The sequence below is a fragment of the Microbacterium sp. GCS4 genome (genome assembly GCF_001262495.1).
Lineage (GTDB): Bacteria > Actinomycetota > Actinomycetes > Actinomycetales > Microbacteriaceae > Microbacterium.
The window spans coordinates 592,115-608,595 of sequence record NZ_LGYE01000001.1; the positions used below are offsets into that span (position 1 = coordinate 592,115).

General features: G+C 69.7%; 17 protein-coding genes. 7 read left to right on the top strand and 10 right to left on the bottom strand.

All coding sequences use genetic code 11. The features are described 5' to 3' along the window. Positions 1–130 precede the first annotated feature (130 nt). Positions 131–703 (top strand): DedA family protein, encoded by a 573-nt coding sequence (locus tag AKH00_RS03025; RefSeq protein ID WP_235556670.1) that lies wholly within the window; start codon positions 131–133, stop codon positions 701–703. Positions 704–742: 39 nt separating this feature from the next. Then, positions 743–919: a DUF5302 domain-containing protein gene (locus AKH00_RS17955; protein WP_161804375.1), complete on the top strand. Its 177-nt coding sequence runs from the start codon at positions 743–745 to the stop codon at positions 917–919. A gap of 57 nt (positions 920–976) precedes the next feature. Here the strand turns inward: AKH00_RS17955 and AKH00_RS03030 are convergent, their stop codons facing one another. Next, positions 977–2,419 carry a cation:dicarboxylate symporter family transporter gene (locus AKH00_RS03030; RefSeq protein ID WP_050721216.1) on the bottom strand — a complete coding sequence of 481 codons (1,443 nt, stop codon included), beginning with the start codon at positions 2,417–2,419 and terminating at the stop codon, positions 977–979. A 160-nt stretch (positions 2,420–2,579) separates the two neighbouring features. Between AKH00_RS03030 and AKH00_RS03035 the strand changes: the two genes are divergently transcribed. Both AKH00_RS03035 and AKH00_RS03040 read left to right on the top strand, forming a co-directional pair. Next, entirely contained in the window at positions 2,580–3,860 is a 1,281-nt protein-coding gene (locus AKH00_RS03035) for a sensor histidine kinase (protein WP_050721217.1), read from the top strand. After that, positions 3,857–4,552, top strand: a complete 696-nt coding sequence (locus AKH00_RS03040; RefSeq protein ID WP_050721218.1) for a response regulator — start codon at positions 3,857–3,859, stop codon at positions 4,550–4,552. The genes AKH00_RS03035 and AKH00_RS03040 overlap by 4 nt, the downstream gene beginning before the upstream one ends. A gap of 87 nt (positions 4,553–4,639) precedes the next feature. Here the strand turns inward: AKH00_RS03040 and AKH00_RS03045 are convergent, their stop codons facing one another. The 3 genes from AKH00_RS03045 to AKH00_RS03055 are packed head-to-tail and all read right to left on the bottom strand — an operon-like array spanning position 4,640 to position 7,922. Further along, the gene (locus AKH00_RS03045; protein WP_152926093.1) at positions 4,640–5,992 is read right to left on the bottom strand and encodes an FAD-binding oxidoreductase; all 1,353 of its coding nucleotides are present in this window, start codon (positions 5,990–5,992) and stop codon (positions 4,640–4,642) included. Positions 5,993–6,052: 60 nt separating this feature from the next. Further along, positions 6,053–6,697 (bottom strand): FMN reductase, encoded by a 645-nt coding sequence (locus AKH00_RS03050; protein ID WP_050721220.1) that lies wholly within the window; start codon positions 6,695–6,697, stop codon positions 6,053–6,055. 1 nt (position 6,698) lies between these two features. Then, positions 6,699–7,922: an LLM class flavin-dependent oxidoreductase gene (locus tag AKH00_RS03055; protein WP_050722012.1), complete on the bottom strand. Its 1,224-nt coding sequence runs from the start codon at positions 7,920–7,922 to the stop codon at positions 6,699–6,701. A 110-nt stretch (positions 7,923–8,032) separates the two neighbouring features. Here AKH00_RS03055 and AKH00_RS03060 point away from each other — a divergent pair, with 110 nt between their 5' ends. Beyond that, positions 8,033–9,181, top strand: coding sequence for an acyltransferase family protein (locus tag AKH00_RS03060; RefSeq protein WP_050721221.1), 1,149 nt, complete (start codon positions 8,033–8,035; stop codon positions 9,179–9,181). Continuing rightward, a complete protein-coding gene (locus AKH00_RS03065) occupies positions 9,178–10,056 on the top strand; it encodes a serine hydrolase domain-containing protein (protein ID WP_235556671.1) in 879 nt (292 codons plus the stop codon). The genes AKH00_RS03060 and AKH00_RS03065 overlap by 4 nt, the downstream gene beginning before the upstream one ends. A 21-nt stretch (positions 10,057–10,077) precedes the next feature. Here AKH00_RS03065 and efeB read toward each other — a convergent pair whose 3' ends face one another. From efeB to efeU, 3 genes are read right to left on the bottom strand one after another with little or no spacing between them, the layout of a single operon-like run. Next, a complete protein-coding gene (gene efeB, locus AKH00_RS03070) occupies positions 10,078–11,397 on the bottom strand; it encodes an iron uptake transporter deferrochelatase/peroxidase subunit (RefSeq protein ID WP_050721222.1) in 1,320 nt (439 codons plus the stop codon). 22 nt (positions 11,398–11,419) lie between these two features. Further along, positions 11,420–12,652, bottom strand: coding sequence for an iron uptake system protein EfeO (gene efeO / locus AKH00_RS03075; RefSeq protein WP_050721223.1), 1,233 nt, complete (start codon positions 12,650–12,652; stop codon positions 11,420–11,422). Next, a complete protein-coding gene (gene efeU / locus AKH00_RS03080) occupies positions 12,649–13,599 on the bottom strand; it encodes an iron uptake transporter permease EfeU (protein WP_082297369.1) in 951 nt (316 codons plus the stop codon). The genes efeO and efeU overlap by 4 nt, the downstream gene beginning before the upstream one ends. A 158-nt stretch (positions 13,600–13,757) precedes the next feature. Between efeU and AKH00_RS03085 the strand changes: the two genes are divergently transcribed. After that, a complete protein-coding gene (locus AKH00_RS03085) occupies positions 13,758–14,762 on the top strand; it encodes an isopenicillin N synthase family dioxygenase (RefSeq protein WP_152926094.1) in 1,005 nt (334 codons plus the stop codon). Between the two features lie 10 nt (positions 14,763–14,772). Here AKH00_RS03085 and AKH00_RS03090 read toward each other — a convergent pair whose 3' ends face one another. The 3 genes from AKH00_RS03090 to rpsO form a co-directional block, all read right to left on the bottom strand. Beyond that, positions 14,773–15,102: a transcriptional regulator gene (locus tag AKH00_RS03090; protein WP_050721226.1), complete on the bottom strand. Its 330-nt coding sequence runs from the start codon at positions 15,100–15,102 to the stop codon at positions 14,773–14,775. Continuing rightward, positions 15,095–15,961, bottom strand: coding sequence for a hypothetical protein (locus AKH00_RS03095; protein ID WP_050721227.1), 867 nt, complete (start codon positions 15,959–15,961; stop codon positions 15,095–15,097). The genes AKH00_RS03090 and AKH00_RS03095 overlap by 8 nt, the downstream gene beginning before the upstream one ends. A 153-nt stretch (positions 15,962–16,114) precedes the next feature. Beyond that, positions 16,115–16,384: a 30S ribosomal protein S15 gene (gene rpsO / locus AKH00_RS03100; RefSeq protein WP_017203073.1), complete on the bottom strand. Its 270-nt coding sequence runs from the start codon at positions 16,382–16,384 to the stop codon at positions 16,115–16,117. Positions 16,385–16,481 lie beyond the last annotated feature (97 nt).

Below are 16,481 nucleotides of genomic sequence, written 5' to 3' on the forward strand. Positions count from 1 at the left end.
ATGCAGCGGTCGCGGTGCGGCGGATCGCCGAAACGGGCCAGCGCACCAGAAGTTCACCGGATGCTGGATCGCTGGACACCGGCTATCCGCGCGTTGGTTCCCGTTCACCTCGGACCCGCACTGTGGGGACGTGCCGACAGACCTCCTCGCCGGTCCCTGGGGCCTCGCCATCATGAGCCTGCTCGTTCTCGGCGACTCGTTCTTCGTGGTGATCCCCGGGGAGATCGCGGTGACTGCGCTCGGGGCGGTCTCCTCGGCATCCGCCTCGCCACCGCTGTGGGCGGTGATCGTGTGCGCGGGTGTCGCGGCGGCCCTGGGCGACGCCACCGTGTACGTGATCGGCCGCACCGTCGGCACCGAGCGGTGGCGCTGGATGCGCGCCCCGCGCGTGCAGCAGGCGCTGACGTGGGCCCGCCGACGCCTCGACGGCGGGTTGGCCATGGTGCTGTTCACCGGACGGTTCGTTCCGTTCGCACGCCTCGCGATCAACCTCGTCGCCGGCGCCTCCCGCATCCATCCCTCGCGCTATCTGTGCCTCGCCGTCGCCGCCGCACTGGGGTGGGCCGCCTATCAGGCATCGGTCGGCGCGTTGATCGCCGTGATCGTCCCCGGCGGGCCGGTCGTGGCGGTGCTCGTGTCGGTCGCGGTCGCCGTGGGACTCGGTGCCGCGATCGACTTCGCGACCCGGCGGCTCCGCAGGTGACCTGCCGGCCGCTCCGACGCGTGCTCTAGGCTGGCGGGCATGAGCACCGAAGAGGGCGCGTCCTCCACCGAGGACATGAAGCGCAAGTTCAAGGAAGCGCTCGAGAAGAAGAACGCGCACCACCGCGAGGGCGAAGCCCACCTGGACGGCGACTCCGCCGTCCACGGCGGTGCCGCCCCGCAGACGCGGCGCGAGTTCCGACGCAAGAGCGGTTGACCGCACGAATGCGGGAGCCGATCGACTCGGCTCCCGCATTCTCTCTTCGGCTCGGTGTCAGCGCTGCTGCGCCGCCCGTTCGCGGGCCCGCTCCTGCTTGGCGGACATCTCGTCGATCGCCGAATCCTTGAGACCCTGCGAATCGACTGCCGACTTCTCATCGGCCATGCCGTGACCGTCGACCCCGTCGAGCAGCGCCTCGTCGAACGGCAGCTCGCCGCCGAGGACCCGGCGCACCCGGTCACGGTCGATCTGCTTGGTCCAGGTTCCGATCAGCAGCGTCGCGACGGCGTTGCCGGTGAAGTTCGTCAGCGCGCGTCCCTCGGACATGAAGCGGTCGATCCCGACGATGACGCCGACGCCGTCGACGAGGTCGGGGCGGTACGCCTGCAGACCGCCGGCGAGCGTGGCGAGTCCGGCTCCCGTGACTCCGGCCGCCCCCTTGCTCGCGATGATCATGAAGACCAGGAGGCCGATCTGCTCGCCGATCGACATGGGCTGACCCATGCCCGTGGCGATGAACAGCGACGCCATCGTGAGGTAGATCGCCGTGCCGTCGAGGTTGAACGAGTACCCGGTCGGGACCGTGATGCCGACCACCGGCTTCGAGACGCCGACGTGCTCCATCTTGGCGATCAAGCGCGGCAGCGCGGACTCCGACGAGGACGTGCCCACGATCAGCAGGTACTCCCGTGCCAGGTACTTGACGAGACTGAAGATGTTGACGCGGGTGACGGCGTACAGCAGCACGCCGAGCACCACCACGATGAACACGATGCACGTGATGTAGAACGCGACCATCAGGATGCCGAGGCTCCAGATCGCCGCGACGCCGGTCTTGCCGACCACGGCGGCGATCGCTCCGAACGCGCCGAGCGGCGCGAGCCACAGGATCATGCCGAGGATGCGGAACACGAGCTTCTGCAGGTTCTTGACCGCGTCCATGATGGGCGCGCCCTTCTCGCCGAGCCCCTGGAGCGCGAAGCCCGTCAGCAGCGCGATGAACAGGACCTGCAGCACGCTCTCGCCGGTGAAGGCCGAGAAGAACGTCGTGGGGATGATCCCGAGCACGAACTCGGTCGTGGTCTTCGCCTCGGTGTCGGTCGCGTCGTACTGGGCGCTCGCCATGTCGAGGCCGGCACCGGGGTGGATGATGTTGCCCACTACGAGACCGATCGCGAGCGCGAACGTCGACATCACCATGAAGTACAGCAGCGCGAGACCGCCGATCTTCCCGACCGTCGCGGCCTTGGCGATGGATCCGACGCCCACCACGATCGTGCAGAAGATGATCGGGGCGATCATCATCTTGATCAGCGAGACGAACCCCTTGCCGATGGGTTCGAGCGACTGCCCGACCTCGGGGGCGATGAGCCCGACGGCCGCGCCGAGCACGACCGCGATGATGACGGACACGTACAGCCACGTGTGCCTGTCCCACGCCTGCTTGTTGCGGCGCCAGTGGAAGCCCGGAAGGGAGAACCCCGTCGTGATGGCCATGTTTCCTCCTCGATCATGAACGTCGTCGTGTCATGTGCGCGGGCGACCTCGCCCTGCGATCCCCTCACGGTCCCCGACTTCCCCCCGCGACGCCATTTGTGGTCGTATTGGTCATCACGGATCTCGGCCCCCCGCGATCGACGGCGATCGGAAGGAAGCGATGGCACACGCCCGCAGCGCGAGCAGCACCGCCTCGCGCGTCTTCCTCGTCCTGCTAGTCGCAGCGCTCGTGATCGGTGCGCTCGTCGCGGTGTTCCTGGTCGTGGAGGCGCAGCGCGCGACACATGCGGAGGCCGAGAGGGTGACCGCGGCCACGGCGCAGACGCTGGCTGCCTCCCCGGTCGTGCGGGAGGCCCTGGAGTCCGGTGACCAGGCCTCGGCCACGAACATGCTGGAGCCCTACGCCCTCGACGTCGTCGACACCGCGGACCTCGACTTCGTCACGGTGATGACGCCGGACGGCGTGCGCGTGACGCATCCGGACCTCGACCGGATCGGCGAGAAGTACCTCGGCACGATTCCCACGGATCGCGTGCCGCTGACCGAGGTCTTCACGGGCACGCTCGGGCCGTCGGTGCGCACGATCGTGCCGGTGCTCGCGTCCGACGGGACCGTGCGGGGATGGGTCTCGGCGGGCGTCACGATCGAGTCGATCTCCGACACCCTGCTGCGTCGGCTGCCGCTGTCGCTCGCGATCACGGCCGCTCTCGTGGCACTCGGCGCCCTGGGCGCGTGGGCGGCGCGGCGCGTCACCCGGCGCATCGCGGGCGACCTGCCGCCGGGGCAGGTGCGCGATGCCGTGTCGTCGTACGAGTCGCTGCGCACGCTCGGCGACGCCTTGCGCGCGCAGACCCACGAGCACGGGAACCGCATGCACACCGCGGTGGCCCTGCTCGAGCTGGGCCGCAGCGCGGAAGCGATCGAGATCCTCACCGAGACCTCTCGTCAGAGCCAGTCGCTCGTGGACCAGGTGACCGCTCGGCGCGCGGGCGATCCCGCCATCGGCGCGCTGCTGCTGGGCAAGGCCTCGCAGGCCAAGGAGCGCGGCATCGACTGGCGCATCCGCATCGAGCCGGACACGCCCGCGTCCCCGCTGTCGCCCGTCGACAGTGTCGCGGTGCTGGGCAACCTGGTCGACAACGCGATGGATGCCGCAGCCGGGAGCGCCGAGCGCTGGGTCTCGGTGGTGCTGGAACCCACGCCTGACGGCGGGATCTCACTCGAGGTGTCCGACAGCGGGCCCGGGGTGCCGTCGGACCTGGTGGACCGCGTCTTCGAGGCGGGGTTCTCCACCAAGCCTGCCGGCGTGCACGGCCGTGGAGTGGGTCTCGCCCTGGTGCGCTCCGTGGTCGTCGGAGCGGGCGGCTCGGTCGAGCTTCGCTCCGACCCGACGACCTTCCGGGTGATCCTGCCCGCCGCTCGCCGACGGAGAACGGCATGATCCGCACACTGATCGTCGACGACGACGCCCTCACGCTCGAACTGCACCGTTCGTACCTCGAACGGATCGACGGGTTCGAGGTCGGCGCCGAGTGCAGCGGTGCACGCGCTGCCGTGAACGCCGTGCTCAGCCCGCCAGCAGGCGCGCCCTTCGACCTCGTGCTACTCGACATCACGATGCCGGACGGCTCAGGGATCGACGTGCTCCGCACCCTCAGGGCCCGGGCCGCAGCCATCGACGTGATCGCGATCACGGGAGTGCGCGATGCGGAGACCGTTCGGCAGATGGCGGCCCTCGGGGTCTACCAGTATCTGGTCAAGCCCTTTCCGTTCGCGGTGTTCCAGGAGCGTCTGACGGCATACCGCGCTCACAGAGAGAGCGCGAACACGACCGACGGGGAGGCCACGCAGGCGGAGATCGACGCGTTACTCGGACGGGCGACGGGCACGATACCGCTGCCCAAGGGGCTCTCCGGTGCCACGTTGCAGGCGGTGTCCGCAGCCCTCCGTACCTCCGGGCCTCTTTCGGCGAGCGAAGCTGCCGAGAGGCTCGGGTTGTCACGGGTCTCCGTGCGGCGCTATCTCGAGCATCTCGCAGCGGAGGGCGTCGCGTTCAGGACGGCCCGTCACGGCACACGAGGGCGCCCGGAGGTCGAGTACAGCTGGCAGCGTCGCACCGACGAGCACAGCTGAGACCCTGTCACGTCGAATCCTCAGCCGCGAACCTGCCGCGGACATGGCCGACACCCGCCGACGTCCCCGAGCCGCCCTGTCCGCGCCTCAGCGCGGGAGTCGCCCCTCGTGCAGCAGCCCCTCCGGATCGAGCGTGGCTCGCACAGCGCGCAGCCGCTCGATCGACGAGGCGGGTCCGCACTTGTCGAGCGTCTCACCCGGCCCCAGGAAGGTCGTCACGGTCTGCGGCGCGAGCGCTCGGTCGAGCACGCGTCGGAATCCCGCCATGCTCGCGTCGCCGGGCTCGGGCGGCGCCCCTGGGAACACCGGGATGAGTGCGTGCAGCAGCCAGCCCACGCCCTGCAGCGTCGCGAACCCGGCGCGTTTCGGGGCGTCGAGCGCGCCGCCCAGCATCCGGATGTCGATGCCCATGACCGGCCACTGTTCGGCAGCGTCGCGGAACTCCACCAGGTCGTCGATCAGCTGGTCGTCGAGCGAGATGAGCGCCGCGGATGCGCCGCGGCCCGGGGTCGGGTCCGTCGGTTCGGCGGCCGCCGCAGCGATCGTCGCGGGCGAGGTCGGCCCCGTGGTGTCCCGACGCACCGTGCCCGCGCGGCGCACCCGTTCCATCAGTTCATCGGCCGGGCCGTTCGTCGAGAGCGCCTGCACTGTGACGAAGCTGCGACCACGGACCTCCTCGGGGACCTGCGGAGCGTCCGGCATGCGCATCGAGTTCGCGAACACGTTGAGCGACGTCGGGGCGTCGAGGGCGAGGTCGCGCACGGCACGCAGCACACGAGGGGCGTCAGACGCGTCGAACACGAGGCCCGCGCCCCAGATCGCCGGTGCGCGCACCAGGTCGATCTCGAGGTCCGTGACGATCCCGGCGATGCCCCCGGCTCCGCGCAGAGCCCACATGGTCTCGGGGTCGCTGTCGTCGTCGACGCGCTCGTGTGAGCCGTCCGTCCGGAGCAGCCAGGCCGCGCGCAGTGCATCCGAGCCCAGGCCGGCCGTCCGGCTGAACCAGGAGTGACCTCCCCCGAGCGTGAAGCCCGCGACGCTGACCACGGGACTCGTCCCCGCGGGAGCGGCCCAGCCGGTTCCCTCGAGCGCATGCACGACGGTGCCCCACTTGACGCCGCTGCCGACGCGGACGATGCCGGCGTCGAGATCGACCGCGAGCCCGTCGAAGGCGGTGGTGCGCACGAGGAGCGCTCCGGAGAGGTCGCCTGCTGCACCGTGCCCGCCCGGTTGCACCGCGATCACGGCGCCGGCATCGCGGGCCGCCGCGAGAAGCACGCGCAGGTCGTCGACGTCGGCCGGGGACGCCACGGCGATCGGATGCTGCTCGACCGCGAGATTCCAGGGACGGCGCGCCGCGGCGAACTCGTCGTCATCGGGGAGGATCAGCGACCCGCGCAGCGCATCGGCGGCGGAGTCCCACACGGAGGAGTGTTCCATGAGGTCACCGTACGACGCCGCTCCGACGTTGTCGACGGCCTCATGGACGCGTCCGCGCACTCACTCGCCGGCGAGACCGCCCAGCATGTGGCCGAACGAGCGTCCCTCGCCGAGGTAGGTTGCGGGGTCAAAGGGGTCGGACGCCGTCGCGACCTCACGACTCGCGATCGCCTCGGCGAGCTCGCGCGCGCCCTTCTCGACGCGCTTCGCGAGCGGCGCGACGTCGTCGCCCGCGCCGCCCCAATCGCTCGAGGCCGCGAACACGCCGGTCGACACGGCCTCGGCATGCAGGTAGGCGAACAGCGGTCGGATCGCGTAGTCGATCGCGAGGGAATGCCGAGCCGTGCCCGCGTTCGCGCCGATCAGCACGGGCTTCCCCGTGAGGGAGTCGGGGTCGAGCACGTCGATGAACGACTTGAACAGACCCGAGTAGCTCGTCGAGAAGATCGGCGTTACGGCGATCAGCGCGTCGGCCGACACCACGGTGTTGATCGCGGTCTCGAGCGCCGGGGGCGCGAACCCGGTGAGCATGTTGTTCGTGATGTCGTGCGCATGGTCGCGCAGCTCGATGACGTCGACGGTGGCCTCGATGTCCTTCGCGGCGAGGGCGCGGACGGTCTCGGCGGCCAGCCGGTCTGCGAGCATCCGCGTGGACGAGGGGTTCGACAGCCCCGCCGAGACGACGGCGATACGACGCGTGGTCATGTCACGCCTCCTTCCGGCTGAGTCCGAAGGCCGCACCGGCGGGTGCGGGGGTGTCCTGGTAGGGCGAGTCGCCGGTGAGGTTGTCGCCGCGGTTCGCCCCGGGGCGGGCCTGACGCGTCGGGCCGTCGCCGTACACGGCCTGCACGCGCGCGGCGTGCGTGGGTGCGTCCGGCACCGACGCCGGTCGGTCCTTCGCGAGCTCCCGGCGCAGCGCGGGCACCACCTCGGACCCCAGGATGTCGAGCTGTTCGAGCACGGTCTTCAGAGGCAGTCCGGCGTGGTCGACGAGGAACAGCTGGCGCTGGTAGTCCCCGAAGTGCTCGCGCATGCCGGCGTAGCGATCGATCACCTGCTGAGGCGAACCCACGGTGAGCGGGGTCATCTCGGTGAAGTCCTCCATGCTCGGCCCGTGCCCGTAGACCGGGGCGTTGTCGAAGTACGGGCGGAACTGCGTCACGGCGTCCTGCGACTTCGCGGCCATGAAGACCTGGCCGCCGAGTCCGACGATCGCCTGCTCGGGAGTGCCGTGGCCGTAGTGGGCGTAGCGCTGACGGTAGAGCTCGATCAGGCGCTGGTAGTGCTCCTTGGGCCAGAAGATGTTGTTCGCGAAGAAGCCGTCGCCGTAGTACGCGGCCTGCTCGGCGATCTCGGGTGTGCGGATGGAGCCGTGCCACACGAAGGGCGCGATGCCGTCGAGAGGGCGCGGCGTCGACGTGAAGCCCTGCAGGGGCGTGCGGAACTTGCCCTCCCAGTCGACGACGTCCTCGCGCCACAGCTTGTGCAGCAGGGCGTAGTTCTCGATCGCGAGCGGGAGGCCCTGGCGGATGTCCTTCCCGAACCACGGGTACACGGGGCCGGTGTTGCCGCGGCCGAGCATGAGGTCCATGCGTCCGCCGGACACGTGCTGCAGCATCGCGTACTCCTCCGCGATGCGCACGGGGTCGTTGGTCGTGATGAGCGTGGTCGACGTGGAGACGACGAGGCGCTCGGTCTGTGCGGCCAGAGCCGCGAGGAACGTGGTGGGGCTCGACGACCAGAACGGCGGGTTGTGGTGCTCGCCGATCGCGAACACATCGAGGCCGACCTCCTCCGCATGCTTCGCGATCGTCATGGTCGCGGCGATCCGCTCCTGCTCGCTGGGCGTGACGCCGGTGGTGGGGTCGCGCGTGATGTCGCTGACCGACATGATGCCGAACTGCATCTGTCCGGCTGCCTGCTCGCTCATGAGTGCTCCGTCTCCTCCGAAGCGGACGTCGTGCATCCGCTTCTATTCATTTGAATGTATCTGGATCAACGCACTGGGAGCAAATATATTCCCGGCGGTAGCCTCAGAGGATGAACAGTGCCGGAGCCGACCCGAACCCCGTCACCGCGACCACTTCCAAGCCCCGCCGGCGCGTGCCCTTCTGGGACAACGCCCGCTACGCGTGCATCGTGCTCGTGGTGCTGGGCCACGCGATCCAGCGCCTCACCTACGACTCCGACATCGCACTCGCGGCCTATCTCGCGCTGTACGCGTTCCACATGCCCGCCTTCGCGATCATCTCCGGCTACTTCTCGAAGTCCGGGTCGCCGACCCGGGTGCAGATGGCCCGCGTGATCACCGACATCCTCGTGCCGTACGTGATCTTCGAGCTGCTCTGGACGCTGACGAAATGGCTGGTCGAGGGCCAGGCCGACCCCAATCTGACCAAGCCCTCGTGGACACTGTGGTTCCTGCTCGCCCTCGGCATCTTCCGCCTCGTCCTCCCCTACCTCGCGCTCCTGCGCTGGCCGCTGCTCTGGACGGTCCTGATCTCGATCGGCGTGGGTTACCTGCCCAACGTCGACAGCACGTTCTCCCTCTCCCGCACGCTCGGACTCCTTCCGTTCTTCACCCTCGGCTGGTGGCTGCGCGAGCGCGACATCGTCACGCGCTTCCGCCTTCTCGAAGCCCGCCCGTGGTGGACCCGCGTCGCGGCGGTAGCAGTGCTGGGCGCCGCGGGATTCGTCGCCTGGGCGGGCATCGACCTGTGGAAGGACCTCGACCTTCGGCACTGGCTCTTCTACGAGGACGCCTACGCCGACCTCGGCGGCGAGCAGTGGTGGGCCGGCGGCGTGCGCATCGCGCTGATGCTGCTCGCGGTGCTCCTGAGCGTCTCGTTCTTCGCGCTCATCCCGCGCGGCACGTACTGGTGGACGAGGTTCGGCCAGTACACGATGTACGTTTTCCTGCTGCACTCCTTCGCGCTCTATCCGTTCCGCGAGTCCGGCATCCTCCGCGACCTCGATCCGACCTGGATCTGGCTGCCGCTGGTGACCCTGCTCTCCGTCGGACTCGCGCTCCTCCTCGCGACCCGCCCGGTGCGGTGGGTGTTCCGCCCGTTCGTCGAGCCGCGCCCGAAGTGGTTGTTCGTCGACCCCGACCTGGCAGGGCGCGAGGGCCATCGCAGCGATCCGACGGGATCGCGGCGTCCCCGTCCGACCGCGGGCGCGACCAGGTGACCATCGCGCCGGACCTCGCGCACCGGGTCCGCGACGAGATCGTCCGCGAGGCGGACGCCACGGGCTTCGGCATCCACGGACTCCACGTGCGCCTCGGCGACGAGGTCGCGGACCACCGCTGGGCGCCCGATACACGCGAGGAGATCCACTCCATCGCGAAGGGTGTGAGCGTGCTGGCGGCGGGCATCGCCGAGGCGGAAGGCCTCGCCGACCTCGACGCTCCGATCGGCGACCTGGTCGACGACCTGCCGCTCGGCGCCGGAGTGGCCGACCTCACTCTGCGCCGCCTGCTGTCGATGTCGAGCGGGATCGATCTGCCGTGGTCCGAGACGATGATGACCGACTGGCCCGACCTCGCTGCCGAGTTCCTGTCCCGCGACTCGCGCGGCCACGTCTTCCAGTATTCGAACGCGAGCACGTACACGGCGATGGCTATCCTCGCCAGGCGCACCGGCGACATCGCCGCTTATTTGGAGCCGCGGCTGTTCGCGCCGCTCGGGCTCGACCACGTCACGTGGCGCCGGTGCCCGAACGGGCGGGTGCTCGCGGGCGAGGGCATCGCGCTGCGCACCGAGGAGCTCGCCCGGCTCGGAAGGCTCATCCGCGATCGCGGCGTGTGGCACGGCCGGCAGCTCGCCCCCGCGAAGGTCGTGGACGCGATGCACACCGACTGGGTGGCGGCGGGAGACGGGACGGCCTACGAGCGGTACGCCCTCGCGGGCTGGGACGGCCCCGGTGATGCGTGGCGCTTGCACGGCGCCTACGGCCAGCTCCTCATCTTCCGCCGTGACGCCGTCGTGACGATCACCGCGGACGACCATTTCGGAGCCGATGCGTTCGCGGAGCGGGTCGTCGGCATCCTCGCGCAGCACTGATCCAGCGATTCGCCGAACTGCTCAGGAGAACAGGCCGGCGCCGACGTACGACCCGGGCGCGGCTCCGCTCGGCACCGCCCAGATCCCGGAGCCGACGTGCCTGATGTACTCGTTCAGGCGATCCGTCGAGAGCTTGCGCTGCAGGGTGATGAACTGCGCGGGGTCGCGCTGGTACGACAGGAAGAAGAGTCCGGCATCCAGACGTCCGAGCTCGTTGTTGCCGTCGACGTAGTTGAAGCCCCGACGGAGGATGCGGATCCCGTCGTTCTCGTCGGGGTGGGCGAGGCGCACGTGCGAGTTCGCATCGATCTTCGCGGAGTCGAGGTCGGGTGCCGTGAACTCGTCTCCACCGGACAGCGGAGCACCGACGCCCTTGTCCCGGCCGATGATCGTGTTCTGCTCCGAGAGGCGCACGCGATCCCAGGTCTCGATCAGCATCGCGATCTTGCGCGCGACGAGGTACGAGCCGCCGGCCATCCACGAGGGATCGTCGGATGCCGCGACCCAGACGTTACGGTCCAGCGCAGCGGCGTCGTCCGCGAGGATGTTGGCGGTGCCGTCCTTGAACCCGAAGAGGTTGCGCGGCGTCGCCTGGCCCGAGGTCGTCCGTGAGGTCTTGCCGAACCCGAGCTGGGACCAGCGCAGCTTCGCCCGCCCGAACGCGATGCGGCTGAGGTTGCGGATCGCGTGCACAGCCACCTGCGGGTCGTTCGCGCAGGCCTGGATGCAGAGGTCGCCGTGCGAGCTCTGCGGGTCGAGGTCGTCGCCGAGGAAGGCGGGCAGTCGTTCGAGGCCGGATGGGCGCTGCGCGGCGATGCCGTAGCGGTCGCCGTCCTCGTTCTCGAACAGGCTCGGCCCGAAGCCGAACGTGAGGGTGAGACCGGCTGCCGGGAGCCCCAGCGCCTCCCCCGTGTCGTCGGGCGGCACCTCGGCGTCGCCGCCGACCGCCCCGGTCGCGCTCACCTCGAGACCCTGCGTCATCCGCGACGCCGCATAGCTCCAGTCCTGCAGCAGGCTGATCAGGTCGTCGCGGTCCGTGCGCGGCATCATGTCGAACGAGGCGAAGTGCAGATGCTCCTGCACGGGCGTCGTGATCCCCGCCTGGTGCGCGCCGAAGAACGAGTAGGTGTTCTCGGCATCCTCCGCGGCACGCGCGCGTCCGAGGGCGACGCCGCTCGTGAGGCCGGTGCCCACGCCGACCGCGAGCGAGGCGACGCCCCCGCCGAGCGCGAGGCCGAGGAGGCCGCGTCGGCTGAGACCAGTCGGCGCGGACTGTGCGTCGACGGACGCCGCCGGCTCCTCGAGGGAGTCGGCGGCGCCGTCGTTCGTGCTGTCGTTCACTTGCGCGATCGTACTCTCGGAGTCAGTCGAGGACCGTGCCGGTGAGCTGCGACAGCGGCTCGGCGAGCGCGTTGATGAGGTCGGTGAACTCGCGCTTGTCGGCATCCGTGAGCTCGGAGTACCCGACGAACCCGCCCGCGAGAGAGCCGTGTGCCGCGAGCGAGGCCTCGAGCGCGGCATATCCGTCCTCGATCTCACCGACGAGCTCCTCGCCGTCGTCGCCCTGCGCTGCCGCGAAGTCCTGCACGAGCGAGAAGGCCATCTTGGAGCCCTCGACGTTCGCCGCGAAGTCGTAGAGGTCGGTGCCGGACCACCAGTCCTCCTCGCCGGAGATCTTGCCGGTAGCGACCTCGTCGAGCAGCGCGATCGCGCCGTTCGAGATGCCGCCGATGCCCTGGTCGTCCAGCGCGGTCGTGAAGTCGTCGGAGTGCACGTAGTCGTACAGCTCCTGCACGTCGGCGAGGAGCTGGTCGCCGTAGTCCGCGCGCTCCTCGGTCGTCGAGGGCACCCAGTCCTGCCAGGCGGGGGTCTCGCCGTCCGCGTTCAGCGCGTCCTGGGCCGGAACCCAGAGATCCTTCTCGATGCGGTGGAAGCCGGTCCAGTCCAGTCCCTCGGCGACGGCGTCGACCTCTCGGTAGTCGATGCGGGGGTCGAGCGTGCCCAGCGCCTCGGCCACGGGTTCGATGCGCTCGTAGAACGCTCGCGTCTGCGGGAACAGCGTCCGCGCGGTCTCGTCGTCGCCGGACTGGTACGCCGTGACGAGCTCCTCGACCGCGGGAACGAGCTGGCCGACCTGGTCCTTCACGAACGCGGCGTACAGGTCGACCGCCTGCTGCTTCTGCTCGGCATCCTCCCCCGCGAGCGCCACCCGGTCGCCCGTGACGGTGAACTCCGACTTCCCGACGCCGTCGCCGATCATTCCCGGCTTGCACAGTGTGAAGTACTTCCCGGGCTGTGCCACCACCGTCAGGGTGCGCGATGCTGCGGGTGCGATGTTCTCGACCTCGCCGACGATGCGCAGGCCGTCCTCGGCGAGCAGGTAGAACTCGGTCGTCTGGGCGCTGTCGTTCGTGACGTCGAAGGTCAGCGTGCCGCTCTGGGCCGTGGAGCCCGAGACGGAGCAGTCGGAATCGGTCGAGGCGACGTCGAACGCGGCCCCCGCGGCGACGTCGCTCTTCGCGACGCATCCGCTCAGGACGAGGACGGCCGCACCCGCGGCCGCGACGGCGGCGAGGACTCGGCGGGAGGTGGTCATGGTGCTCCTTGATCGGTGAGGGACGGCACGGGCGTCGCGTGCGCGGGCTCAGGTGCCGTGCGAGGGGTGACGGGCCGACGGGAGCGGACCCCGCGGACGAAGAGGAAGCCGACGACGAGCATGTACGCGGCCCAGGCGACGACCTGCAGCCAGGTCATGCGGGGCATGAAGCCGATCGTGGCCTGGAGGATCGTAGCGAGCGTCTGTCCCGGCGCGATCACGGCGCTGACGTCGAAGGCCCAGCCGAACGGGAACGCCGACCATCCGGTCGCGACGGCTCCGGTGAGGGCGTCGACGGGTGCGAGAGCGGTGAACGGCCCTGGCAGCGCACCGGCCTCCTGCAGGTCCATGACGGCGTAGGCGAGGACGCCGGCCGCCACCACCACGAGGAAACCGCTCGTCCAGAGGAAGAACCGGCGCAGGTCGAGACGCACCGCGCCGCGCGCGAGCAGCCAGCCCACGAGGACCGCGGTGAGCAGGCCCAGGACGGCGCCCAGAAGAGCCGAGGGCGCATCGCCGAAGGACTGCACCATCGACCACAGGAGCAGGGTCGTCTCGATGCCCTCGCGAGCGACGGACACGAAGCCGATCGCGACGAGAGCCCAGATGCCGCCCTGCGTGAGCGCGCGGTCGATCCCGCCCTCGAGCGTCGCCTTCATGGTCCGGCCGGCCTTCTGCATCCAGAAGATCATCCAGGTGACCATCCCGACCGCGAGCAGCGACATGAGGCCGCCGATGAGCTCCTGCGCCTCGAAGGTCAGGGAGTACGCGCCGAAGGTCAGGATCGCGCCGATCCCGAGCGCGAGGGCGATCGCGAGGCCCACCCCCGCCCACATCCGGGGCAGCGCGTCCTTCCGTCCGAGTCGTCGGAGGTAGGCGACGAGGATGCCGACGACGAGCGCGGCTTCGAGGCCTTCACGAAGGCCGATCAGGAAGGTAGCGAGCACGGAGGGTTCTTTCGAGCAATTGAGGTAAGGCATCCCTTACCGAAGGGAGACTCTAGCACCAGCGCGCGGAATGTTTCGACCGGATGCTCCGCGACGGCTCCCGGGTAATCCGACGCAACACTCGCCCGCCCGCGGTACGACCGATTTACGCTCGGGTCATGGCTGATCTCTCGCTCCCCATCCTCGACCTGTCCCAGCTCGACGCCGGCCCCGAGGCCGCGGCGCAGTTCCGCGACGACCTGCGTGCCGCGACGCACGACGTCGGGTTCTTCTACCTCACCGGCACGGGCATCTCCCCCGAGCTCGAGGCCCGGCTGCACCAGGCCGCCATCGACTTCTTCGCGCTGCCGGAGGCCGACAAGCTGGCGATCGAGAACGTGAAGAGCCCGCACTTCCGCGGCTACACCCGCGTCGGAGGCGAGCGCACGCAGGGCAAGGTCGACTGGCGCGAGCAGATCGACATCGGTCCCGAGCGCGAGCCCGTCGAGGGAGGTCCCGCCTTCAACCGTCTGACCGGGCCGAACCTGTGGCCGGACGCACAGCCGGAGCTCAAGGAGATCGTGACGGAGTGGCACGACACCCTCACGGAGATCGCCCGGAGGCTCCTGCGCGAGTGGGCGCTCACGCTCGGCGCTGAGGAGACGTACTTCGACGAGTCGTTCCGCGATCCCTCGACGCTCATCAAGATAGTCCGCTACCCGGGAACGCACGAACCCGAGCCGCAGCAGGGCGTCGGCGCGCACAAGGACTCGGGCGTGCTGACGCTGCTCTGGGTCGAGCCGGGCAAGGGCGGCCTGCAGGTCGAGCGCGACGGAGAGTGGGTCTCCGCCCCGTCCGTTCCCGGTGCGTTCGTCGTGAACATCGGCGAGCTGCTGGAGTACGCGACCGGCGGCTACCTCAAGGCGACGAACCACCGCGTCATCTCGCCGAAGGCACCCGAGGAGCGCATCTCCATCCCGTTCTTCTTCAACCCCGCACTCGACCAGCAGCTGCCGCTCCTCGAACTCCCCGCCGACCTCGCAGCGCAGGCCACCGGCATCACCGAGGATCCGAGCAACCCGATCCACGCCACCTACGGAGAGAACGCGATGAAGTCGCGTCTGCGGGCGCACCCTGACGTCGCGGCGATCCACCACCCGGACCTGGTGGGTCAGCCCTCCTGAGGTCGCGGCGTCACAGAGCGGGGCCGTCTCCGAGAGCCACGATCTCCCGCAGCGCTTGCAGGTGTCCCGCGAAGGCATCACGCCCGGCGCGCGTCGATCGCACCCATGTGCGCTGCCGCGTCCCCGCCGACGCCTTTCGTGCGATGACGTAACCGGCCGCCTGCAGGTGAGCGATGGCTTTGCTGAGCGGGGAGTCGCCGCACTGGAGGATCTCCCGCAGCGTGACGAAGTCGAGCTCGATGCCCTCGCCGAGCGACGCCAGCATCGAGAAGCGGATGGGCGAGGCGAAGTTGTCGTCCAGTCGGGTGCGCGGGTGGGGTGCCCGCGTGCCGTCAGCCACGGCGCGCGTATCCCTGCACGAACGAGACGGCGACGAACACCGCCAGCACGACCGCGCCGAGCGCCACCGCGACCGAGGACAGCCCGCGGGCACCCAGATCGAGGAGCACGACGCCCACCAGGGCACCTCCTGCCACGGCGACGGTGAGGACGTGCGGCCAGCGCCAGACCGCTCCGATCTCCGACAGCCCGAGCTCCGTGCCCGAGGCGAAGAGCCAGACCGCGATCCCGAGGACGACGAACAGCAGGAGGATCGCCCTCAGGACGTCGTCGGGCGCACCCGCGAGAGCGACGAGTGCTCCGAAGGCCGCGCCGACGAGGATGGTGCCCCACCGCGCGGCCGGATCGAGCGGCACACGTGGCGAGGCCTGCGGCCGCGGGTCGCGGCGGGCGCGGATCAGCCCCGCCACTCCGTAGCCTCCGAAGCTCAGCGCGAAGAATCCGATCGACACGTAGACGGGGACCACCGGGAAGGACGGGACGAACACCGCAGCGAGCATCAGCCCGAAGGCGATCGCCACCAGGATGCCACCTCCGACGAAGAGGGGCCACCGCGAGCGGGTGAGACGGCGCTGTATGCCCCAACGCTGCGCCATCCCCGAGGAGATCTGCCCCCAGACGAGGAAGGCGAAGACGAGAACCTGCGCGAGTCCGCCCTCCGAGCGGAGCAGCGTGGAGAAGACCAGCAGATACACCGAGAGGACCGCGGTGTTCGCGATCTGGAGCCATGCGAGCGCCCGGCGATCGACTGTCCGGTCTCGGCGCTCGGCGACGGCATCCACCTCGTCGAGGAACCGCTGCGCGATGCCGGCATCCGGCTGCTCGAGTGGGTCCTGTCCCGCGACCGGCTTCTGATCCATCACTCCCCCGTTCGCTTTCCTGACGGAAAGCTCTCTACTTTCCTAACGGAAAGTCAGGACCGGATCAACCCCGGACACACCGAAGGCCGCCCCACACCGTGGGGCGGCCCTCTCAAGAATGTTTTGCGCGATTGTACGCGGGGGCGCTCTGCGTTATCGGCGGAGACCCAGGCGTGCGATCAGCGAGCGGTAGCGCTCGATGTCGACGCTCTGGAGGTAGCCGAGCAGACGACGGCGCTGACCCACGAGCAGGAAGAGGCCACGACGCGAGTGGTGGTCGTGCTTGTGCTCCTTCAGGTGCTCGGTGAGGTCCTTGATGCGCTGCGTCAGCATCGCGGCCTGCACCTCGGGGGATCCGGTGTCACCGGGGTGCGTCGCGTACTCTTCGATGATCGCCTTCTTGACGTCTGCTTCCAGTGCCATAGATTCGATCCCCTCTCTGCTTGTTGCGCGGCGCCCGACGCCTGATGCGTGGGCTCTCTTTATCCGCGGCCGATCGAACGGCAACCTGACGAGTCTA

Coding starts and splice junctions, on each gene's coding strand:
- AKH00_RS03040 (WP_050721218.1), top strand. CDS start 3,857: ATGATCCGCACACTGATCGTCGACGACGACGCCCTCACGCTCGAACTG.
- efeO (WP_050721223.1), bottom strand. CDS start 12,652: ATGACCACCTCCCGCCGAGTCCTCGCCGCCGTCGCGGCCGCGGGTGCG.
- AKH00_RS03035 (WP_050721217.1), top strand. CDS start 2,580: ATGGCACACGCCCGCAGCGCGAGCAGCACCGCCTCGCGCGTCTTCCTC.
- AKH00_RS03060 (WP_050721221.1), top strand. CDS start 8,033: ATGAACAGTGCCGGAGCCGACCCGAACCCCGTCACCGCGACCACTTCC.
- AKH00_RS03085 (WP_152926094.1), top strand. CDS start 13,758: ATGGCTGATCTCTCGCTCCCCATCCTCGACCTGTCCCAGCTCGACGCC.
- AKH00_RS17955 (WP_161804375.1), top strand. CDS start 743: ATGAGCACCGAAGAGGGCGCGTCCTCCACCGAGGACATGAAGCGCAAG.
- AKH00_RS03095 (WP_050721227.1), bottom strand. CDS start 15,961: ATGGATCAGAAGCCGGTCGCGGGACAGGACCCACTCGAGCAGCCGGAT.
- AKH00_RS03050 (WP_050721220.1), bottom strand. CDS start 6,697: ATGACCACGCGTCGTATCGCCGTCGTCTCGGCGGGGCTGTCGAACCCC.
- AKH00_RS03045 (WP_152926093.1), bottom strand. CDS start 5,992: ATGGAACACTCCTCCGTGTGGGACTCCGCCGCCGATGCGCTGCGCGGG.
- AKH00_RS03055 (WP_050722012.1), bottom strand. CDS start 7,922: ATGAGCGAGCAGGCAGCCGGACAGATGCAGTTCGGCATCATGTCGGTC.
- rpsO (WP_017203073.1), bottom strand. CDS start 16,384: ATGGCACTGGAAGCAGACGTCAAGAAGGCGATCATCGAAGAGTACGCG.
- AKH00_RS03030 (WP_050721216.1), bottom strand. CDS start 2,419: ATGGCCATCACGACGGGGTTCTCCCTTCCGGGCTTCCACTGGCGCCGC.